20 protein-coding genes are annotated in these 17,117 nt (G+C 69.5%); 10 read left to right on the top strand and 10 right to left on the bottom strand.

Features of this window, described 5'->3' with window-relative positions; all coding sequences use genetic code 11:
* Positions 1 to 3 precede the first annotated feature (3 nt).
* Genes P7V53_RS14170 through P7V53_RS14150 form a run of 5 tightly spaced genes read right to left on the bottom strand, consistent with a single transcriptional unit; the run spans position 4 to position 6,138 of the window.
* Positions 4 to 654 carry an outer membrane beta-barrel domain-containing protein gene (locus P7V53_RS14170; protein WP_280156117.1) on the bottom strand — a complete coding sequence of 217 codons (651 nt, stop codon included), beginning with the start codon at positions 652 to 654 and terminating at the stop codon, positions 4 to 6.
* Between the two features lie 14 nt (positions 655 to 668).
* Positions 669 to 1,472, bottom strand: coding sequence for an SH3 domain-containing protein (locus tag P7V53_RS14165; RefSeq protein ID WP_280156116.1), 804 nt, complete (start codon positions 1,470 to 1,472; stop codon positions 669 to 671).
* On the bottom strand, positions 1,469 to 2,113 hold the full coding sequence (locus P7V53_RS14160) for a hypothetical protein (RefSeq protein ID WP_280156115.1): 645 nt from the start codon (positions 2,111 to 2,113) through the stop codon (positions 1,469 to 1,471). Before P7V53_RS14160 ends, P7V53_RS14165 begins: the two co-directional genes overlap by 4 nt.
* A 5-nt stretch (positions 2,114 to 2,118) precedes the next feature.
* Entirely contained in the window at positions 2,119 to 5,106 is a 2,988-nt protein-coding gene (locus tag P7V53_RS14155) for a hypothetical protein (RefSeq protein WP_280156114.1), read from the bottom strand.
* 45 nt (positions 5,107 to 5,151) lie between these two features.
* Entirely contained in the window at positions 5,152 to 6,138 is a 987-nt protein-coding gene (locus P7V53_RS14150; protein WP_280156113.1) for an FAD:protein FMN transferase, read from the bottom strand.
* Positions 6,139 to 6,453: 315 nt separating this feature from the next.
* Here P7V53_RS14150 and ccmA point away from each other — a divergent pair, with 315 nt between their 5' ends.
* The 10 genes from ccmA to P7V53_RS14100 are packed head-to-tail and all read left to right on the top strand — an operon-like array spanning position 6,454 to position 14,149.
* Positions 6,454 to 7,131, top strand: coding sequence for a cytochrome c biogenesis heme-transporting ATPase CcmA (gene ccmA / locus P7V53_RS14145; RefSeq protein WP_280156112.1), 678 nt, complete (start codon positions 6,454 to 6,456; stop codon positions 7,129 to 7,131).
* Complete coding sequence (ccmB, locus tag P7V53_RS14140; protein WP_280156111.1) at positions 7,132 to 7,800, top strand: heme exporter protein CcmB; 669 nt, start codon at positions 7,132 to 7,134, stop codon at positions 7,798 to 7,800. It begins immediately after the preceding gene.
* A gap of 10 nt (positions 7,801 to 7,810) precedes the next feature.
* Positions 7,811 to 8,563: a heme ABC transporter permease CcmC gene (ccmC, locus tag P7V53_RS14135; RefSeq protein ID WP_280156110.1), complete on the top strand. Its 753-nt coding sequence runs from the start codon at positions 7,811 to 7,813 to the stop codon at positions 8,561 to 8,563.
* Positions 8,560 to 8,736, top strand: a complete 177-nt coding sequence (ccmD, locus tag P7V53_RS14130) for a heme exporter protein CcmD (protein ID WP_280156109.1) — start codon at positions 8,560 to 8,562, stop codon at positions 8,734 to 8,736. Before ccmC ends, ccmD begins: the two co-directional genes overlap by 4 nt.
* Complete coding sequence (gene ccmE, locus P7V53_RS14125; protein WP_280156108.1) at positions 8,733 to 9,197, top strand: cytochrome c maturation protein CcmE; 465 nt, start codon at positions 8,733 to 8,735, stop codon at positions 9,195 to 9,197. Before ccmD ends, ccmE begins: the two co-directional genes overlap by 4 nt.
* Complete coding sequence (locus P7V53_RS14120) at positions 9,194 to 11,170, top strand: heme lyase CcmF/NrfE family subunit (RefSeq protein ID WP_280156107.1); 1,977 nt, start codon at positions 9,194 to 9,196, stop codon at positions 11,168 to 11,170. The genes ccmE and P7V53_RS14120 overlap by 4 nt, the downstream gene beginning before the upstream one ends.
* Positions 11,167 to 11,697 carry a DsbE family thiol:disulfide interchange protein gene (locus tag P7V53_RS14115; protein WP_280156106.1) on the top strand — a complete coding sequence of 177 codons (531 nt, stop codon included), beginning with the start codon at positions 11,167 to 11,169 and terminating at the stop codon, positions 11,695 to 11,697. Before P7V53_RS14120 ends, P7V53_RS14115 begins: the two co-directional genes overlap by 4 nt.
* Positions 11,690 to 12,142, top strand: a complete 453-nt coding sequence (locus P7V53_RS14110; RefSeq protein WP_280156105.1) for a cytochrome c-type biogenesis protein CcmH — start codon at positions 11,690 to 11,692, stop codon at positions 12,140 to 12,142. The genes P7V53_RS14115 and P7V53_RS14110 overlap by 8 nt, the downstream gene beginning before the upstream one ends.
* Complete coding sequence (locus P7V53_RS14105; protein ID WP_280156104.1) at positions 12,139 to 13,197, top strand: hypothetical protein; 1,059 nt, start codon at positions 12,139 to 12,141, stop codon at positions 13,195 to 13,197. Before P7V53_RS14110 ends, P7V53_RS14105 begins: the two co-directional genes overlap by 4 nt.
* Before the next feature lie 52 nt (positions 13,198 to 13,249).
* A complete protein-coding gene (locus P7V53_RS14100) occupies positions 13,250 to 14,149 on the top strand; it encodes a LysR family transcriptional regulator (RefSeq protein ID WP_280156103.1) in 900 nt (299 codons plus the stop codon).
* 3 nt (positions 14,150 to 14,152) lie between these two features.
* On the opposite strand, the gene P7V53_RS14095 is transcribed toward P7V53_RS14100, so the two are convergent.
* From P7V53_RS14095 to P7V53_RS14075, 5 genes are all read right to left on the bottom strand, one after another.
* Positions 14,153 to 14,818, bottom strand: coding sequence for a hypothetical protein (locus P7V53_RS14095; protein WP_280156102.1), 666 nt, complete (start codon positions 14,816 to 14,818; stop codon positions 14,153 to 14,155).
* Between the two features lie 12 nt (positions 14,819 to 14,830).
* A complete protein-coding gene (locus tag P7V53_RS14090) occupies positions 14,831 to 15,067 on the bottom strand; it encodes a hypothetical protein (protein ID WP_280156101.1) in 237 nt (78 codons plus the stop codon).
* Between the two features lie 108 nt (positions 15,068 to 15,175).
* The gene (locus P7V53_RS14085; protein ID WP_280156100.1) at positions 15,176 to 15,547 is read right to left on the bottom strand and encodes a hypothetical protein; all 372 of its coding nucleotides are present in this window, start codon (positions 15,545 to 15,547) and stop codon (positions 15,176 to 15,178) included.
* 16 nt (positions 15,548 to 15,563) lie between these two features.
* The gene (locus P7V53_RS14080; RefSeq protein WP_280156099.1) at positions 15,564 to 16,274 is read right to left on the bottom strand and encodes a DUF6683 family protein; all 711 of its coding nucleotides are present in this window, start codon (positions 16,272 to 16,274) and stop codon (positions 15,564 to 15,566) included.
* A 75-nt stretch (positions 16,275 to 16,349) separates the two neighbouring features.
* Positions 16,350 to 17,006 (bottom strand): hypothetical protein, encoded by a 657-nt coding sequence (locus P7V53_RS14075; protein ID WP_280156098.1) that lies wholly within the window; start codon positions 17,004 to 17,006, stop codon positions 16,350 to 16,352.
* Positions 17,007 to 17,117: the final 111 nt, after the last annotated feature.

Below are 17,117 nucleotides of genomic sequence, written 5' to 3'. Positions count from 1 at the left end.
CCGTCAGAAGAAGAAGGCCAGACCGCCGGTCAGCTCGAGGTTCTGCGTGCTCTGCCGCTTGCCGAGCAGGTCGATCGAGAAGATGTGGTCGCGCATGTCGACCTGCAGCGCCCAGCGGTCGGCCAGCATCAGCCGCAGGCCCAGGCCGAAGTTGAGGGTCTGTCGGCGCTGCTCGTTGAACTTGGTGCTGCCGACGCCGCCGATCAGGTAGACCTGCGTGGCCTTGGCGCGCTTGCTGCCGATGAACACCTCGCCGGGCAGCAGGTTGTAGCCGGCCGACAGGTTGTAGTAGGTCAGCTTTTCCTTGTCGTCGGTGAACACACCGCCGGGCAGGATCTGCCGGAAGGTCTCGTCGGTGACGGTGGTCGATGCCAGCGTGCCCTCGACGAAGATGTCCTCGCTGAGGTGGTAACCCAGCCGCACGCCCTTGACCAGGCTTGCGCCGAAGTTCTCGGTGGCGTAGGTGCCGAGGAAGACGCCGACCTCGATGTCCTTGGACGGGAACTTCGGCAGCTTCACGTCGCGCCGGTCCACTTCGGGCACGACGACCTGCTCGTTCGCCGGCCGCTGCGGCGCGGGTGTGCCCTGCGCCATCGCGAGCGGGGCGGCGAGAGAGCAGGCGATCAACACAGGAGCGAGCGGGGTGAGGCGCATGGAGCAGTCTTTTTTCAGAAGAAGAACGAGAGCCCCGCGGTGAACGCCTTGTATTCGGCGCTGCGGGAGTCGGAGAGGAAGGCCGTGTAGAGCGTGTAGTCCACGCGCAGCACGAAGCGGTCGGTGAGGTAGTAGCGCGCGCCGAGGGTGGCGTTGGCGAGCTTTGCGTCGGTGACGGTGGCGCCGACCAGGCTCAGGTTCGGGAAGTTCTTGAAGCGGCCCACGCCGATGCCGAAGAAGGGCGACAGGCGCCGGTCGGACCAGGGCTCGGCCATCACATCGACGTGCCAGAAGTCGGTGCCCGAGAACACGCCCTGCACCTGTCCCAGCGTGGCCTCCGCCGACAGCGTGTCGGAGAACCTGTAGCTGGTGTAGAGCTTGAGCATCGGCTCCGACTTGAAGCGCCCCCAGGCGGCGCCGAGCTGCACGCGGCGCGTGAGGTAGTCGTCGAGCAGGATGTCGCGGAAGGTCTTCTGGCCACCCGCCTCGGTGAGCGTGGTCTCGAGCTGGCGGCGGTGCACCCAGCCCTGCTTGCCGCCCTCGGTGCGTACCTTGAACCAGTCGGTGAAGCGCAGCTCGATCTCGATCCACTCGTGGCGCGCGACGACGAAGAACACCGGGTAGCCGCGCCCGGGGCCGGTGCGCATCTCGAGGTAGGGATCGGCGACATGCAGCCGCTCGGTCACCGCATCGTCGGCCGCACGGGCCGGTGTGATGCTGCCCGCCAGCACCAGCGCGCACGCCAGCGCCAGCAGCCGCACCACCTGCCCGAAGACGCCGCCGATGCGGCCGAAAGGTCCCGCGACGAGGTGCTTCATGGGGTGTTGCAGGTGCCGGTGTTGGGATCGGCCGGCGTGAACATGTTGTAGCTGGCGGCCGCGAACTCGTCCTGGCCCGCAGGGGCCGGGTGGCTGATCCAGTACTCGATCAGCTTGAGGTTTGGGTCGTTGGGATCGTCGAAGATGAGGCCGCCGCCGTGCAGCACGCCTTGCACCTGCGGCTTGGTGAGCAGCCGGCTCTGCGCCGGCGTGCCGATGAGCACCATGCCCTGGGCCGAGTAGAAGTTCTTGTACATCTCGCTGGCGCGGATGACGTCGGGCGTGTTGGCCGCGTCGGTCACGTCCAGCGCGGTCGCCGAGGCGACGACGCGGAAAGCGCCGCCCGTGCCGGTGCGGTCGTCGTGGCAGCCCGAGCCCGCGCAGGTGTTGGTGGACACGGCGCCGCCGACATTGATCTGCAGCTGCGCCAGGAAGATCGGGTTGATGCAGCGCTGGAAATAGGCGAAGGAGAGCTTCTGCCCTCCGACGCTGCCGGGGTTCTGCACCACCGGCGGGTTGTCGAGCGGATTCGATCCGCCCGACCCTCCGCAGCCGGTGAGCCCCAGCGCGATGCAGCCGCCGGCCAGGAGGCCGGCCAGCGAGCGTGCGCGTCGCCGAAGAAATCGTGTCGACAAGGTCATTCGCTCTAGCAGCCTGCGGCAATCCAGGCCGCGATGGTGTTGTAGTTGGCGCTGCCGGCCGGCAGCACAGCCGAGGTGCCGCCCGAGGGATGCGGGACGGTCGACGGCCGGCTCAGCAGGTAGTTCGAGCCTGGGTTGCACGCGTTGGAGATCATCGACAGCGTGACGCCGAAGTCGCCTTCCGCATCGCCGGTGAGCACGAAGCGGTTGTTGCGGAACGAGGTGCCCACCGCCGGGCCGCCGGTGCTGCCCACGGCCTGGTGGCAGCCGGCGGCGCAGGTGTTGCGCAGGATCGGCAACACCTGCGCCTCGAACACCTGCTGGCTGAGTCCCTTGAGCGTGCGCACGCCGGCCGAGCCGTTGAACGGGTCGTTGTAGTACTGCCCGCCCAGGTCCATCCATTCGGCGACCAGGCGCTTCTCGGCCGTGTTGAGCAGCGCGCCGTGGTTGGGCGCGCCTGCCGGCGGCGCGGGATGCGCATCGCGCGTGGCCTGCGCGGCCATCAGTTGCTCGCCGAACAGGATCTCGCCGAGCCGGCTCTTGCGCGCCAGGCCGGTCACTTCGCCTTCGCTGGCCGAGGTGTCGACCAGCGCCGGTCCGCGCACGATGACCGGCACGCCCTCCTCGATCCGCGTCTGCGGCAGCCCGGTGGCGGGGTCGATGACCGGATCGCCGACCAGCAGCTCCTCATACGACACCAGGCGGCCGGTGCCCGCGGTGTTGCCCCGCAGGTCCAGCTTGGCCGGGTCGCTGTGGCAGGCCGTGCAGGTGTTGGCGCCGCGGTCACGGGTCCACAGGGGCTGGATGTGCTCGGCGTAGTTGATGACGCCGTTGACCGGTGCGGCGGTCGCCAGGTCGTCGGCCGGATTCGCGTTGCCGGTGTAGCGCAGCGCGATGGTGGGACGCGCCTTGACGTCGCTGCGCGTCGTGTCGGCCCACACGTCGGTGGTGACCATGTCGGGCAGAAGGGCCAGCAGGCTGGGGTCGAGCCGCGTGCGGGTCGCGGCCATCGTCTCGCCGGACTGGTGCGCCTGGGCCATCGCCGTGCGCAGCGCCGCGGGAACGCTGTTGACGATGTTGCCGGAGTTCAGCGCGGCGCCGCGGCGCGGGCTGTGGCAGCCGTCGCAGGTTCGACGCTCGCCGGGCCGCACCTGGATCCAGTTGGTGTGGGTCTGGAAGGCGCGGCCCTTGGCATCGATGATCGACAGCGCGATCGGCGTGTCGGCCGGCACCGTCAGCTTGAACGAGCCGTCGGGCTCGACCGCGGCGTAGCCGAGGATCTGCTGCATCTCGAACTCGGTCTCGCCGATCGCGCTGCGCAGGCCCATCATGGCCGACGGCGGCGCCACCGCTCGCGTGGCGCGCACGAAGCGAGCCGGCGTGCACGCATAGCTCGGATCGGCCGGGTCCTTCATGCGCTTGATGTCGGCCACCTGGGCCCGGGTGTCCATGCTGTCGCCGGGCGCGGTCAGCGGGATCGCCAGCGCGCTGGTGCAGCCGGCAGGCATGTCGGCAGCGGCCAGCATGCCGGCGCCCATGCGGCCGAGGCCGTCGGTGTCGTAGACGCTGCGAACCTCCAGCAGACCGAGGTTCTGCGACGCCAAACCGGTGTCGAGTGCGGTGGGGTCGGTGGCGTTGGGCTCGGCGCGTGCCTGCAGCGCGATCGGGTCGGTGTACATGAAGCCCTTGGGCGGCGCGGCCACGATGAGCCAGGTCTGCTTGTCGGGATCGAACATGTAGATGCCGTATGACGGCGGCGCGTTGTCCTGCACCGAATCGGCGGCCGCTTCCGCGACCGAGCGGTTCTCGTCGCTCAGGCGGGCCTTCTCGGCATCGGTCAGCGTGGCGCAGGGCACGATGTCGCCGTTGCGCGTGACCTCACACGGCCTGTACGCGGCCAGCACGCGGTTGGTGCCGTCCCACAGCGGGAACGGCGTGGTGACGCGCCCGAACTCGGACAGGCCGCGGCCGATGTTGAGCGCCTGCGCGGTGACGTAGGTCTGGCCGCCCTGCGCCGGCACGGTGGAGTTGGCCGGGGTGTTGTTCTCCGAATAGTTGGCCACGTCGACGAACACGAGGCCGCCGCCTTCGTCGGTGCCCGACAGCGGCATCAGGTCGGACGACACGAAGCCCTTGTACTTGCCCGCCGGATCCATGTCTCGGGGGTGTAGGAAGCTGTTGCCCTCGCTGTGCGCGCCGTACAGCACGAACATGTCGGTGCCGTCCGGCTTGGCGCGGAAGATCTTGAAGTGATTGCGTCCGGCCACGTGGTCCCAGCGCGAGAACATGATGTCGCCGTTGGGACGCACCACCGGGTTGCGGTCGTGGCTCTGGTTGAACGAGATCTGGGTGATGGCTTCGCCCTTCGCGTCCATCGTGTGCAGATTGAAGACCCGCTCGCGCTCGTACTCGTCGAGCGCGTAGTAGGTCTGGCCGAGCGCCTGAACCTTCGACTTGGTCTGGCGGTTCGACGAGAACACGAAGCCGCGGCCGGCCGGCAGGTACGCCGGGTCGACGTCGTCATCGGTCGTGGAGCTGGTCAGACGCTTGAACTTGCCGTTGGCGAAGCCGCCTTCGGTCATGTCGTATTCCCAGATGTTGAAGCGTCCGGTGCACGCCGGCTGGCCTTCGATGGTCGCCGCGTTCGACGTCGGGCAGCGCATCGCGAAGACGATCTTCTTGCCGTCGTAGGAGACCTCGGGGTCGGAGACGTCGCCTTGCCCGAGGGTGAAGCGGTCGGTGACGTTGTGCTCCGGCGCGCTGGGCGAGGACTTCTCGCGGATGATCAGATTGCCGCCCGGCGCGGTGGGCGCGCCGTTGGTGGGATTGGCGCTGATCGTGTTGGCGCGCATCACGTACGCCAGCGGCACATCGCCGTTGACGGTCACGGTGTCCGCATCGCTGCTGCTGCCGCCGCTGCCGCAACCGGCGATGACCGCGACAACCGCGGCCACCGAGAGTGCGCCCACTCCTCCTATGTGCTTCATGGTCATGTTCGCCTCCTGACGAATTCGTTCAATCAACGAGCGAGATGCACGTCATTGCCGGGCTTGCGGCGCGGCGGCCAGCAGCCCGGACGAGTAATGCAATACACCTTCAGCGTCGACCACGACTGCGTCGACTCCCTCCAGCGACTCGATGAGCCGCAGGCCTTGTTCTGCGCCTTTCACGAAGACGGTCTTCGACAGCGCCTCGGTGGTGAGGCCGTCCGCGGCGAGGATGGTCACGCTGCGCACGCTCGTGGGCGAGCGACCGGTCGCCGGATCGATGAGGTGATGGAAGCGCACGCCGTCGGCGACGAAGTAGCGCTCGTAGTCGCCCGAGGTGGAGATGGCGGTGTCTTCCAGCGGCAGCACGGCCACCACCTCGCCGGGGCGTCGCGGATCGCGCACACCGATCGTCCACGGGCGGCCGCGGCGATCGCCGACGACGCGGCTGTCGCCGCCGGCGCTGACGATGGCGTGGCGGATGCCTCGGGCACGCAGCAAGGCGGCGGCGTTGTCGACCGCATGGCCCTTGGCGAAGCCGCCGAGATCGATGCGCACCCCCTCGCGGGCGAAGCGCAGCGTGCGCGCTTGGCGGTCGAGGATCAGATGGCGCCAGCCGACAGCGGCACGTGCGCGCCGCAGCGCTTCCTCGGAGGGCCTGAGGCCCTCGCGGTAGTCATAGAGATGGCCGACTGCGGCGTAGGTGATGTCGAACGCGCCGTCGGAGAGCGCGGAGAACCGAAGCGCCCGGTCGACCAGGCCGGCCATCTCCTCGCTGAGCGCGACCGGGCACGTGGCGGCTTCGCGGTTGATGCGCGACAGCTCGGAATCGGGCTTGTGCGGGCTCATCGCGCGGTCGATGCGGTGCATCTCGGCCATCACGGCCGACATGGCGTCCTCGGCTGCCGCGCGGTCCTCGCCCCAGAGCTCGACCCGGATGGCCGTGCCCATGATGGCTTCCTCGCGGCTGAACCAGTCGCCGACGGCCATGGCCGCGGCCGCACTGCGGCGCGCTGCGCTCGCGCTGGCGAACCACATGCCCTAGGCTCCGTGCCGGCGCAACGCGGCAGGCGCGGCGCGAACGGCAACGACGCCTGCGATCAGGCCCTCCTGAAACTCCACTCGGTCCCCCGATTCTTGATTCGATTTGCAAAACTTTCCGATGACCCGGCTTGAACGCAGATCACGTGCCCGGAATGCGGACGCATCTTGATAGGCCCATCCCTTGCAAAATCGTCAAAAGTTGGCAAACGCTGAAGGTCTTACACGATGTCTCCAAAGAAACATGACGCTTTTTGTGCTTGTTCTAGGCGAGATGAATCAAATGTGTGAATTGGCAACCGAATCGCTGACGTGATCTCCGCCGTGTCCGACAACCCACCACCTGCCATCGAGCCGCGCCTGAGCGCGGCCTCCCTCGCCTGCCGGCGCGGCCACCGCGTGCTGTTCCAGAACCTCGATCTCGTCGTCGCACCCGGACAGATCGTCTGGCTGCGCGGCCAGAACGGCCGCGGCAAGACCAGCCTGCTCAAGCTGGCGGCGGGGCTGTCCGCGCCCGAGCACGGCCAGGTGCTGTGCGAGGGCAGGCCGGTGCGGCGCTCGCTCGCCGCGCAGCAGCGGCTGCTCTACATCGGTCACGCCAATGCGCTGAAGGAAGACCTCACCGCCTGCGAAGCGCTCGATTTCCTGCTGCGCATCCACGGCCGGCCTCACGGCCCCGACGTCGCGTGCGCTGCCCTCGAGCGTCTGGGCATGCACAGCCGGCGGCACGCGATGGTGCGCACGCTGTCGCAGGGCCAGCGCCGGCGCATCGCGCTGGCTCGCCTCGCGGTGGAGGACAGTCCGTCGCTGTGGCTGCTGGACGAGCCCTACGACGCGCTCGATGCGGACGGCGTGGCCCGCGTGGATGCGCTGCTGGCCGGGAACGCCGAGCGCGGCGGCAGCGTCATGCTCACCAGCCACCTCAGCCTCGACACGGCGCGGCTGCGCCCGATCGAGATCGATCTCGACCGCTACGCCGCCACCGCCTGAATGCGCGCCCTCTTCCTCGCCCTCTACTTGCGCGACCTGCGGCTGGCCATGCGCCGGCGCATCGAGGCGCTGCTGCCCATCGCCTTCTTCGTCGTCGCGATCAGCCTGTTTCCGCTGGGGGTCGGTCCCGAGCCGCAGACGCTGCGCCAGATGGGTCCGGGCATCGTGTGGGTCTGCGCGCTGCTGGCGGCGATGCTGTCGGTGACGAATCTGTTCGCCGGCGACTTCGCCGACGGCTCGCTGGAGCAACTGCTGCTGACCGGGCACAGCGCCGTCGTGGTCGCTGCCGCCAAGGCCGCCGCGCACTGGACGCTCACCGGCCTGCCGCTGGTCGTCGCGGCGCCGCTGTTCGGCCTGCTGTTCGACGCCGACGGCCGCTCGCTGGCGACGCTGGCGCTCTCGCTGCTGCTCGGCACGCCGATGCTGAGCCTGCTCGGCTCGGTGGGGGCCGCGCTGACGCTGGGCCTGCGCAGCGCCGGCGTGCTGATCATCCTGCTGGTGCTGCCGCTGTCCATTCCGGCGCTGATCTTCGGCACGGGAGCGGTCGCCGCAGTGGAAGCGGGCCAGTCGCCCGAGGCACACTATTCGATCCTCGGCGCGCTGCTGATCTTCACCGCGCTGACCGCGCCGCCGGCCGCCGCCGCGGCGCTGCGCATCTCAGTGGAGTAGAGACGAAAGCATGACAGGCCGCATTCGATGGTTCACCTACGCAGCCCCCTCGCGCTTCTACGGGCTCGCCGGCGCGTTCGTGCCGTGGCTGTGGGTCGTGACCCTCCTGCTCGCCGCCGCCGGCCTGTACATCGGCTTCTTCGTCGCGCCGACCGACGCCACGCAGGGCGAGGCCTACCGCATCATCTTCATCCACGTGCCCGCGGCGTGGATGTCGATGGTCGTCTACCTCGCGATGGCCGGCTGGGCCGCGGCCGGCTGGATGTTCAATGCCCGCATGGCGTCCATGCTGGCGCGTGCACTGGCTCCCACGGGCGCCCTCTTCACCTTCATCGCGCTGTGGACCGGCGCGTTCTGGGGCAAGCCCACCTGGGGCACCTGGTGGGTGTGGGATGCCCGCCTCACGTCGGAGCTGATCCTGCTGTTCCTCTACCTCGGCTACATCGCGCTGGTCGAGGCGATCGACGACGTGCGGCGCGCCGACAAGGCGGGCGCGCTGCTGGCCATCGTCGGCGCGGTCAACATCCCGATCATCTATTTCTCGGTGCGCTGGTGGAACACGCTGCACCAGGGTGCGACCATCAGCATGACGGCCGCACCCAAGATGGCGAGCACCATGCTGACGGCGATGCTGCTCATGACCTTCGCGTTCTGGGCCTATGCGTTCGCGGTGGTGTTCATGCGCGTTCGCGCCATCGTGCTCGAGCGCGAATCGCACGCCGAGTGGGTGCACGAGCTGACGGCACGGGAGCTGCGCGCATGAACTGGAACAGCGCATCCGAATTCCTCGCGATGGGCGGCTACGGGCTCTACGTCTGGGGCTCGTACGCCGTCACCGCGCTCATCATGGCGGCCGAGCCCTGGCTCGCCGCGCGCCGGCGCAGGCGCGCGCTGATCGAGGCGATGCACGCCGCCGAATCGGAGTCCTCTTCATGAAACCTCGCCAGAAGCGCCTCGCCGTCATCGTCGGCATCGTGGCTGCCGTCGGCATCGCGGCGGCGCTGGTGCTCAACGCCTTCCAGAGCAACCTCGTGTTCTTCTATTCGCCTTCGCAGGTCGCGGCGCAGGAGGCGCCGGTGGGCCGCACCTTCCGCCTCGGTGGCCTGGTGGAGGCCGGCAGCGTGCAGCGCGACGGCGTGACGGTGCGCTTCGCGGTCACCGACACCGTCAAGACCATCCCGGTGCGCTTCCAGGGCATTCTTCCCGACCTGTTCAAGGAGGGCAAAGGCGTGGTCGCGCAGGGTCAGGTCGGCACCGACGGCGTGTTCGTGGCGCGCGAAGTGCTCGCCAAGCACGACGAGAACTACATGCCGCCGGAAGCCGCCGATGCGCTCAAGCGCGCCGGCGCCGTCAACCAGAAGCTGAGCGGCACGCTCGTCAAGGAGAGCACCAAGTGATCCCCGAACTCGGTCAGGTCGCCCTGCTGCTCGCGCTGGCAGTGGCCGTCATCCAGGGCACGCTGCCGCTGGCCGGCGCCGCGCGCGGTCGCGTGGACTGGATGTCGCTCGCCCGCCCCGCCGCGCAGACGCACTTCCTGCTGGTGGCCTTCGCCTTCGGCTGCCTCGTGAGCGCGTTCGTGCGCAACGACTTCTCGGTGCTCTACGTCGCCAGCCATTCCAACAGCGCGCTGCCCCTGCACTACCGCGTCGCCGGCGCCTGGGGCGGGCATGAAGGCTCGCTGCTGCTGTGGCTGCTGATGCTCTCGGTGTGGATGCTCGCCGTGGCGCACTTCAGCCGCCATCTGCCGCAGGCGGTGGTGTCGCGGATCCTCGCGGTGATGGGGCTCATCAGCGTCGGCTTCCTGCTGTTCATGCTGACCACTTCCAACCCTTTCGAGCGGCTGTCGCCGGTCCCCCCGGACGGCAATGACCTCAACCCGCTGCTGCAGGACCCGGGCATGGTGGTGCACCCACCCATGCTGTACATGGGCTACGTCGGCTTCTCGGTGGCCTTCGCATTCGCCGTGGCGGCGCTCATCAGCGGCACGCTCGACGCCACGTGGGCACGCTGGACGCGCCCGTGGACGACCGCCGCCTGGGCCTTCCTGACCGTGGGCATCATGCTCGGCAGCCTGTGGGCCTATTACGTGCTCGGCTGGGGCGGCTGGTGGTTCTGGGATCCGGTGGAGAACGCCTCGTTCATGCCGTGGCTGGCCGGCACGGCACTCATCCATTCGCTCGCCGTCACCGAGAAGCGGGGGGCTTTCAAGTCGTGGACGGTGCTGCTGGCCATCGTCGCCTTCTCGCTGTCGCTGCTCGGCACCTTCCTCGTGCGCTCCGGCGTGCTGTCGTCGGTGCACGCCTTCGCCACTGATCCGCGCCGCGGCCTGTTCATCCTCGCATTCCTGGGCGTCGTCGTCGGCGGCTCGCTCACGCTGTATGCATGGCGTGCGCCCAAGGTTGGTCTTGGGGCGCGCTTCGAGCTGGTCTCGCGCGAATCGATGCTGCTCGCCAACAACGTGCTCTTCGTCGTGGCCATGCTGTCGGTGCTGCTGGGCACGCTGTACCCGCTGGCGCTCGATGCACTCGGCATGGGCAAGATCTCGGTCGGTCCGCCCTACTTCGACACCGTGTTCCTGCCGCTCATGGTGCCGGTGGTGTTCCTGGTGGGAATCGGTCCGCTCGCCCGCTGGAAGCGCGCCGAGGTGCCCGATCTCGCCCGCCGCCTGCGCTGGGCGGCGATCGCGGCGGTCGTCGCGGCGCCGGTTGCCGGATGGCTGGCCGGCCGCATCACCCTGGGCGCGACGCTGGGCTTCGTGATGAGCTTCTGGATCGTCGCCTCCATCGCCACCGACCTGTGGGAGCGCGTGCGTCCGGCCGGCGGCGTGCAGGCCAGCGTGCGCGAGCGCCTGCGCCTGCTGCCGCGCTCGATGGTGGGCATGATGGCCGCACACCTCGGTGTCGCGGTGTTCGCCTTCGGCGTCAGCATGGTCCGCACCTACGAGGTCGAACGCGACGTGAAGATGGCCGCGGGCGACACCACCGAGGTGGCCGGCTTCGTGTTCACGATGCTCGGCTGGCGCAACCTGCAAGGGCCGAACTACGAAGCGGTGCAGGGCATCATCGAGGTCAGGCGCGACGGCCGGCCGGTGGTCACCATGCGGCCCGAGAAGCGCATCTACCGCGTGCAGCGCAATCCGATGACCGAGGCATCCATCCACCGGACGGTGGCCCGCGACCTCTACGTGTCGCTCGGCGAGCCGGTCGAAGGCGGCGCCTGGATCGTGCGCGTGTACGTCAAGCCCTTCGTCAACTGGATCTGGGGCGGCTGCGCGCTGATGGCGCTGGGCGGCGCGCTGGCGCTGAGCGACCGCCGCTACCGCGCGAAGAAGGAGCAGGACGCCACGACCACCGCCGGAGCCACTGCATGAGAAGCCTTCGCTTCGTCGTCCCCCTGCTCGTCTTCGCGGCGCTGCTGTTCTTCCTTTTCCGCGGCCTGAAGCTCGATCCGCGCGAGGTGCCCTCGCCGCTGATCGACAAGCCCGCCCCGGGCTTCACGCTGACGCGCCTGGACGATGCGGGCCGCACCATCCGTCGCGACGACATGCTCGGCAAGGTATGGCTGCTCAACGTGTGGGCGTCGTGGTGCGTCGCGTGCCGCCAGGAGCACGCCACGCTGGTCGCGCTGTCGCAGACCAAGGCGGCGCCCATCGTCGGGCTGAACTACAAGGACACGCGTCCCGAAGGCCTGGCCTGGCTGGGCCAGTTCGGCAATCCGTACGACGTGTCGGCCTTCGACCAGGACGGCCGCGTCGGCATCGACTTCGGCGTGTATGGCGTGCCGGAGACCTTCGTCATCGACAAGCAGGGGATGGTGCGCTTCAAGCACATCGGCCCGCTCACGCCGGAAGTCCTGCAGAACAGGATCCATCCCCTGCTGAGGCAGCTCAATGGTTAAGCCGATCGCGTCCTGGCTGGCGCTGGTGGCGTTGTCGCTGGCCGCGTTCGCCAAGGAAGCGCCTCCCGCCGCCGCCGACCCCATCCTCGAGGCGAAGATGCTGCGCATCGCTTCCGAGCTGCGCTGCCTGGTGTGCCAGAACCAGACCATCGCCGATTCGAACGCCGACCTCGCGGTCGATCTGCGCGAGCAGGTGCGCCGCATGCTCAAGCAGGGCCAGAGCGAAGAGCAGATCGTCCGCTACATGACCGACCGCTACGGCGACTTCGTCCTCTACCGGCCGCCGGTGAAGGGCAGCACCTTGCTGCTGTGGTTCGGCCCGGCGGTGCTGCTGGTCGGCGGGCTCGTGGTGCTGGTCGTGGTGCTGCGCCGGCGCAACCGGCTCGCCGACGATCGCTTCGAGCCCGACGAGCCCGACACCGCCGACGAGGGAACGACCCGATGACCCCGTTCGTGCTCGCCGCCGCCGCACTGGCGCTGCTCGCCGTCGCCTGGCTCACGCGGCCGCTGTGGTGGCCTTCTGCGCAGCAGCAGCGCTCCGCCCTGCTCGCCGCCGCGCTCGCCGTCTTCGTCATCGGCATCGCCGGCGGCGGGTATGCGTGGCTCGGCGCGCCGGCGCAGCTGCAGATCGGTCCGGGCAACAGCGGCGACGAGGCGAACACCGCGTCGCGCGCCGAGGCCGAGGCGCAGGTGCTGGCCATGATCGATCAGCTGGCGCAGCGCCTGAAGGCACGTCCCGACGATGCCAACGGCTGGATGATGCTGGCCCGCTCGTACGGCGTGCTGGGCCGCCACGCGGAGTCGGTGGAGGCGTGGCGCAAGGCCGTCATGCTGCGGCCCGACGACGCCGGCGTCCTCGCCGATCTGGCGCTGGCCGTCGCGATGGCCAACAACCGTCAGCTCGAAGGCGAGCCGTCGCAGCTGATCGAGCGCGCGCTGAAGACCGATCCGCAGAATCGCAAGGCGCTCGCCTTCGCCGGCATGCTCGCCTTCGAGCGCAAGGACTACCCGCTCGCGGTGCGGCACTGGGAGAAGCTCGAGCAGCTGGCCAACGACAGCGGGCCGGGCACGCAGCCGCTGCGCAACAGCATCGCCGAGGCGCGCCGGCTCGCCGGCATGGCGCCCGCGGCGAGCGGCGCGGCGCCGGCCGCCGCGGGCGCACAGGTCAGCGGCACGGTGAGCCTGGCGCCTTCGCTGAAGGGCCGCGTGTCGCCACAGGACACCGTCTTCGTCTTCGCTCGTGCACCGGACGGCCCGCGGGTGCCGCTGGCCATCCTGCGCAAGCGCGTCGCCGACCTGCCGCTCGCGTTCACGCTGGACGACAGCCTCGCGATGTCGCCTGCCGCCAGGCTGTCGGGCGCATCGCGCGTCGTCGTCGGCGCGCGGGTGTCCCGCAGCGGCAACGCGATGCCCCAGCCGGGCGACCTGCAGGGCCTGTCGTCGCCGGTCGGCGTCGGCACGAGCGGCTTGCAGATCGAGATCGCCGAGACGATCAAGTAGCCTGCAGGTCGGGGTGATCACCCCGACCCGACCGCATCCGCCGAGAGAGCCCATGCGCCGCAAGATTCCTTCCACCGCCGCCCTCGCTGCCTTCGAGTCGGCTGCACGCCACCAGAGCTTCACGCAGGCCGCCGAGGAGCTCGCGGTGACGCAGAGCGCGGTGTGCCGGCAGATCGCCGGACTCGAGGACTTCCTGCGCGTCAAGCTCTTTCGCCGCACCAGGCGCGGCGTGCTGCTGACCGAGGCCGGCGCCAGCTACAGCCGCAGCGTGCGCGCGCGCCTCGACGAGGTCGAGCGCGACACGCTCGAGCTGATGGCCAAGGGCGGCATCGGCGGCTCCATCGAGATCGCCGTCGTGCCCACGTTCGCGACCAAGTGGCTGCTGCCGCGGCTGCCGTCGTTCGTGCAGGCGCACCCGGGCATCACGGTGCACATGACACCGCGCACGCGGCCCTTCCTGTTCGACGAGACGGTGTTCGATGCCGCGCTGTTCGCCGGCGACGCGGGATGGCCCGGCACCGCGGCCACCTTCCTGATGCACGAGAACCTGGTGGCCGTCGGCAGCCCCGTGCTGCTGGGATCGCGGCGCCGCCTCAAGCCCGCCGAGATCGCGCGGCTGCCCCTGCTGCAGCAGGGCACGCGGCCCTACGTGTGGCGGCAGTGGTTCGATTCGCTCGGGCTGGCGGTGGAGAACGACCTGGCCGGGCCCCGGCTCGAGCTGTTCTCCATGCTGACCGAGGCGGCAGTCCATGGAATGGGCGCGGCCCTGATCCCGCCGTTTCTCATCGAGGACGAGCTGCGCAGCGGGCGGCTGGTGCCGCTGCTGGAGCATGCGTACCGCAGCGATCGCTCCTACTACCTCATCTATCCGCAGGCGAAGTCGGACAACCCGGCACTGGCGGTATGGCGAGGGTGGCTGGAAGAGCAGGCGGTGGCGTACCGCGAGGCTTGAGGCTCATCGCAAGGCATGCGCCGGCTGCGCCGCCAGCGCCGCCAGCGAACTGGTGCGCGGGCCGCGAAGCGCACACAGAAACCGCGCGCTGACCTCCGAGGGCGTGGCGCCTTCGCTCCAGGCGATGGCCAACGCCCTCACCGCCTCGCGTGTGTGGCGCGCGAACGCGCCGCCGATGGGGTCGTCGATGTCGGCGAGCAGCTTCTCGCAGTACAGCAGACGCGCTTCGCGGCTCGCCGAGAGCAGGTCGAGCAGCGAGCGCGCAGCCACGTCGAACTGCGCCGCCGTCAGCGCCCGCGCCGGCTCGGTCTGCGCATGCCAGGCGCAGAGGTACTCCACCGGCCCCAGGCTGCGCGTGCGACCGTAGGCGGCGTGCGACTGCAGAGGCGCGCTGGCCCCCCAGGCGCTGCGCCGGCCGCTGGGCAGGCGTCCGGTGCGAAGGGCATGCACCAGCGTGCGCGCCACCGCCGAACGTGCCGCGTGGTCGCCATGCAGTCCGATGGTCCACAGCACGCGCAGGAAGGCGGGGTACAGCTCGTCGCCCAGTCCTTCGCACACCGCGGTCATCAAGGCGATGCGCTCTTCGTCGCCCGGCAGGTCGACACAGCCGTCGACCAGCGCCTGCGCCGCGGCGCCCCAGCGCGGTTCGCTCAGCAACGCAGCGCCCATGGCCGTCTCTCGTCACCCGCCGGCGTCGCGCTCGCCACGCAGGTGCATCAGCACGCGCTCGGCGTGCTGCCCCACCGACAGGCCGCGCGCCGACAGCGAGGGATCGCCGACGATGGAGAAGCCGGCGCCCAGCGAGGGGTCGTCGGACCACCCGAGCCCGGCGCTCCTGTCGTCGCTGCCGCTGGCCGCCGGCGTGCGTGTGGCGCCCGGCCAGACCGCGTTGCGGGCCCAGATCGAAAAGTCGCTCATGTCGTGTCCTCTTTGCCGCCAGCTTAGGCAGTCGGCGTGCGCGAGACCAGTTGCGATCGCTGCTAGCTAGGGGGATCCCTAGCGGGAGGCTGCACACCGCGGTGAGGGTTATCGCTCGCCCTCACCCCAGCCCTCTCCCGCACCGCGGGGGAGGGAGCAAATGGCAGCGTCTGCGCGCTTCGCCGCATGCGCTTCCATCGAGCGGCGCTCCTGCTCCTGCCGCTCGGCCCGGTCGCGGATCTCATCCGGATCGTTGTCGACCACGTGGTCCCAGCCCGGATTGACGAAGGGCACCCAGAGCGCGAGCGGCTGCCATTGGTAGCCCTTGAACTCCCAGCGCATGGCCACCGGCTCGGGTGTCGTCTCGGCGGCCTGCGGGTCCGGCGGACATGGCTCGGGATCCGGGGCGACCGGCACCCACTGCCCGAACGGCATGGCGAGCCAGGAGAAGCCGATGTTGGCGGGCAGCGGCGGGATCATCTCCACTCTCCTCGTGTCAGCGCAGCACCAGACCTTGCGCCGTGATCTGCACGCGCTCGGCATCGGTCTTCAGGAACTGCTCGAGATAGGCCTTGCCCGCCGCACGCACCCGCGCCTCGATCTGCGGATCGGGGCGCTGGCGCAGCGCCATCTGCGCATTGGCCATGAACATGCCCAGGATGGCGAGCTGCTCGTACATCTCCTGGCGCGCGGCGGTGGGCGCCTTCGCGAAGGCCGGGTCCGACGCGATGATGCTGCGGAACTGCTCGACCATCGGCGGGAAGTACTCGTCGGGAAAGGTCGTGTTGCGATAGCCCATGTAGGCGCCGCCGACGAAGGCGGCGACGGCACCGGCAAGGTCGCGGCGCGGCAGGCGGTAGTGCTGCTCGAACTTGCCGTAGCCGACGAGCAGCTCGCGGAAGATCTTCTCCATGCGCGCGCGCTCGGCTGGCGGGTACACCGACGCCAGCGCACGCGGCACCTGCGCCGCCCGCTCGGGAACCGTCGTCGAGGTCGCGCCTGCACGCGCGGCACGCGCGCCCGGCCGCTGGTTGCGCACGCCGCGCGACACCGGATCGACCAGGTCGCGCTGGAAGCGCGACACGAAGTCGTTCATCTGGTTCTTCGCGAAGTCGTAGTCGCGGCTCGCCCAGCCTTCGTCCGCCCGCACGGGCAGTGCGGCGACCAGGCAGGCAGCAAGCGCGATGAGCAGGTTGCGGGCGGACATCGGGTGATCCTTCGGTGGTGAAAACGGGGGAGGCCTTGCGGCGTCCCCCGTCGGCTCGAACTCCGTGGATCGACCTTACTGCGCGCGGGCCACCGTCGCAATGGCGTTGCCGATCGCGTCGCCGATGGACTTGGTCACGTTGGCGAAGACTTCCTGCAGCTTCGCCTCGGCCTTGAACTCCTCCATCTTGTCGAACTGGGCCTGCTTGGAGCCGGCCGAGTCGTCACCGGCGCCCAGCACGTCGGAGACTTCCTTCGACAGCTTCTCGATCTTCGCGGCCTGCTGGTTCTGGATCTCGCCCAGCGCCTGCATCAGCGCGACGAACCAGCTCTTGCCGCCGCCCTTGCCGTTGCCGCCGTTGGCCTTGTCGCATTCGCCCTTGTACTTCTTGAACAGGTCCTGGAACTCCGAGCACAGCTCCTTCTCGAACTTGTCGAAGGCGCCGCCGCACTTGTCGTTCACGGCGTCGCCGCACTGCTTGTCGCAGGGCTGCTGGTTCTGCTGCAGGGCCTGCGAGACGGCGTCCTTCACCATGTTGGCGATGAACTTCGGCAGGCCGAGGTCCTTGCAGAGCTGGTCGATCGCGCCGTTGATGGCGCCGCCGATGGCGCTGCCGAGCATGTTGCCCAGCGCATTGGCGATGGCGAGCTGCGGGAAGCACATGCTCGCGATGTTCATGGCGGCGCCGAGGATGCCGCCGCCTCCGAAGATTTGACCCAGGGGTCCAAACATGATGTCACTCCTTTGCGTTTCTGGGGCCTGCGACGAATGTTTGGCGTGCCCCGGGGTTCCTGCGTGTCCCGCCGGCGTGCTTGCCGTCGGATGTGGATGCCCGCGACGCCG

It is taken from the genome of Piscinibacter sp. XHJ-5, from assembly GCF_029855045.1.
Taxonomy (GTDB): Bacteria; Pseudomonadota; Gammaproteobacteria; order Burkholderiales; family Burkholderiaceae_C; genus Albitalea.
The sequence above is the reverse complement of the archived record's forward strand: the minus strand, read 5'-3'. Positions and strand labels throughout refer to the sequence as shown.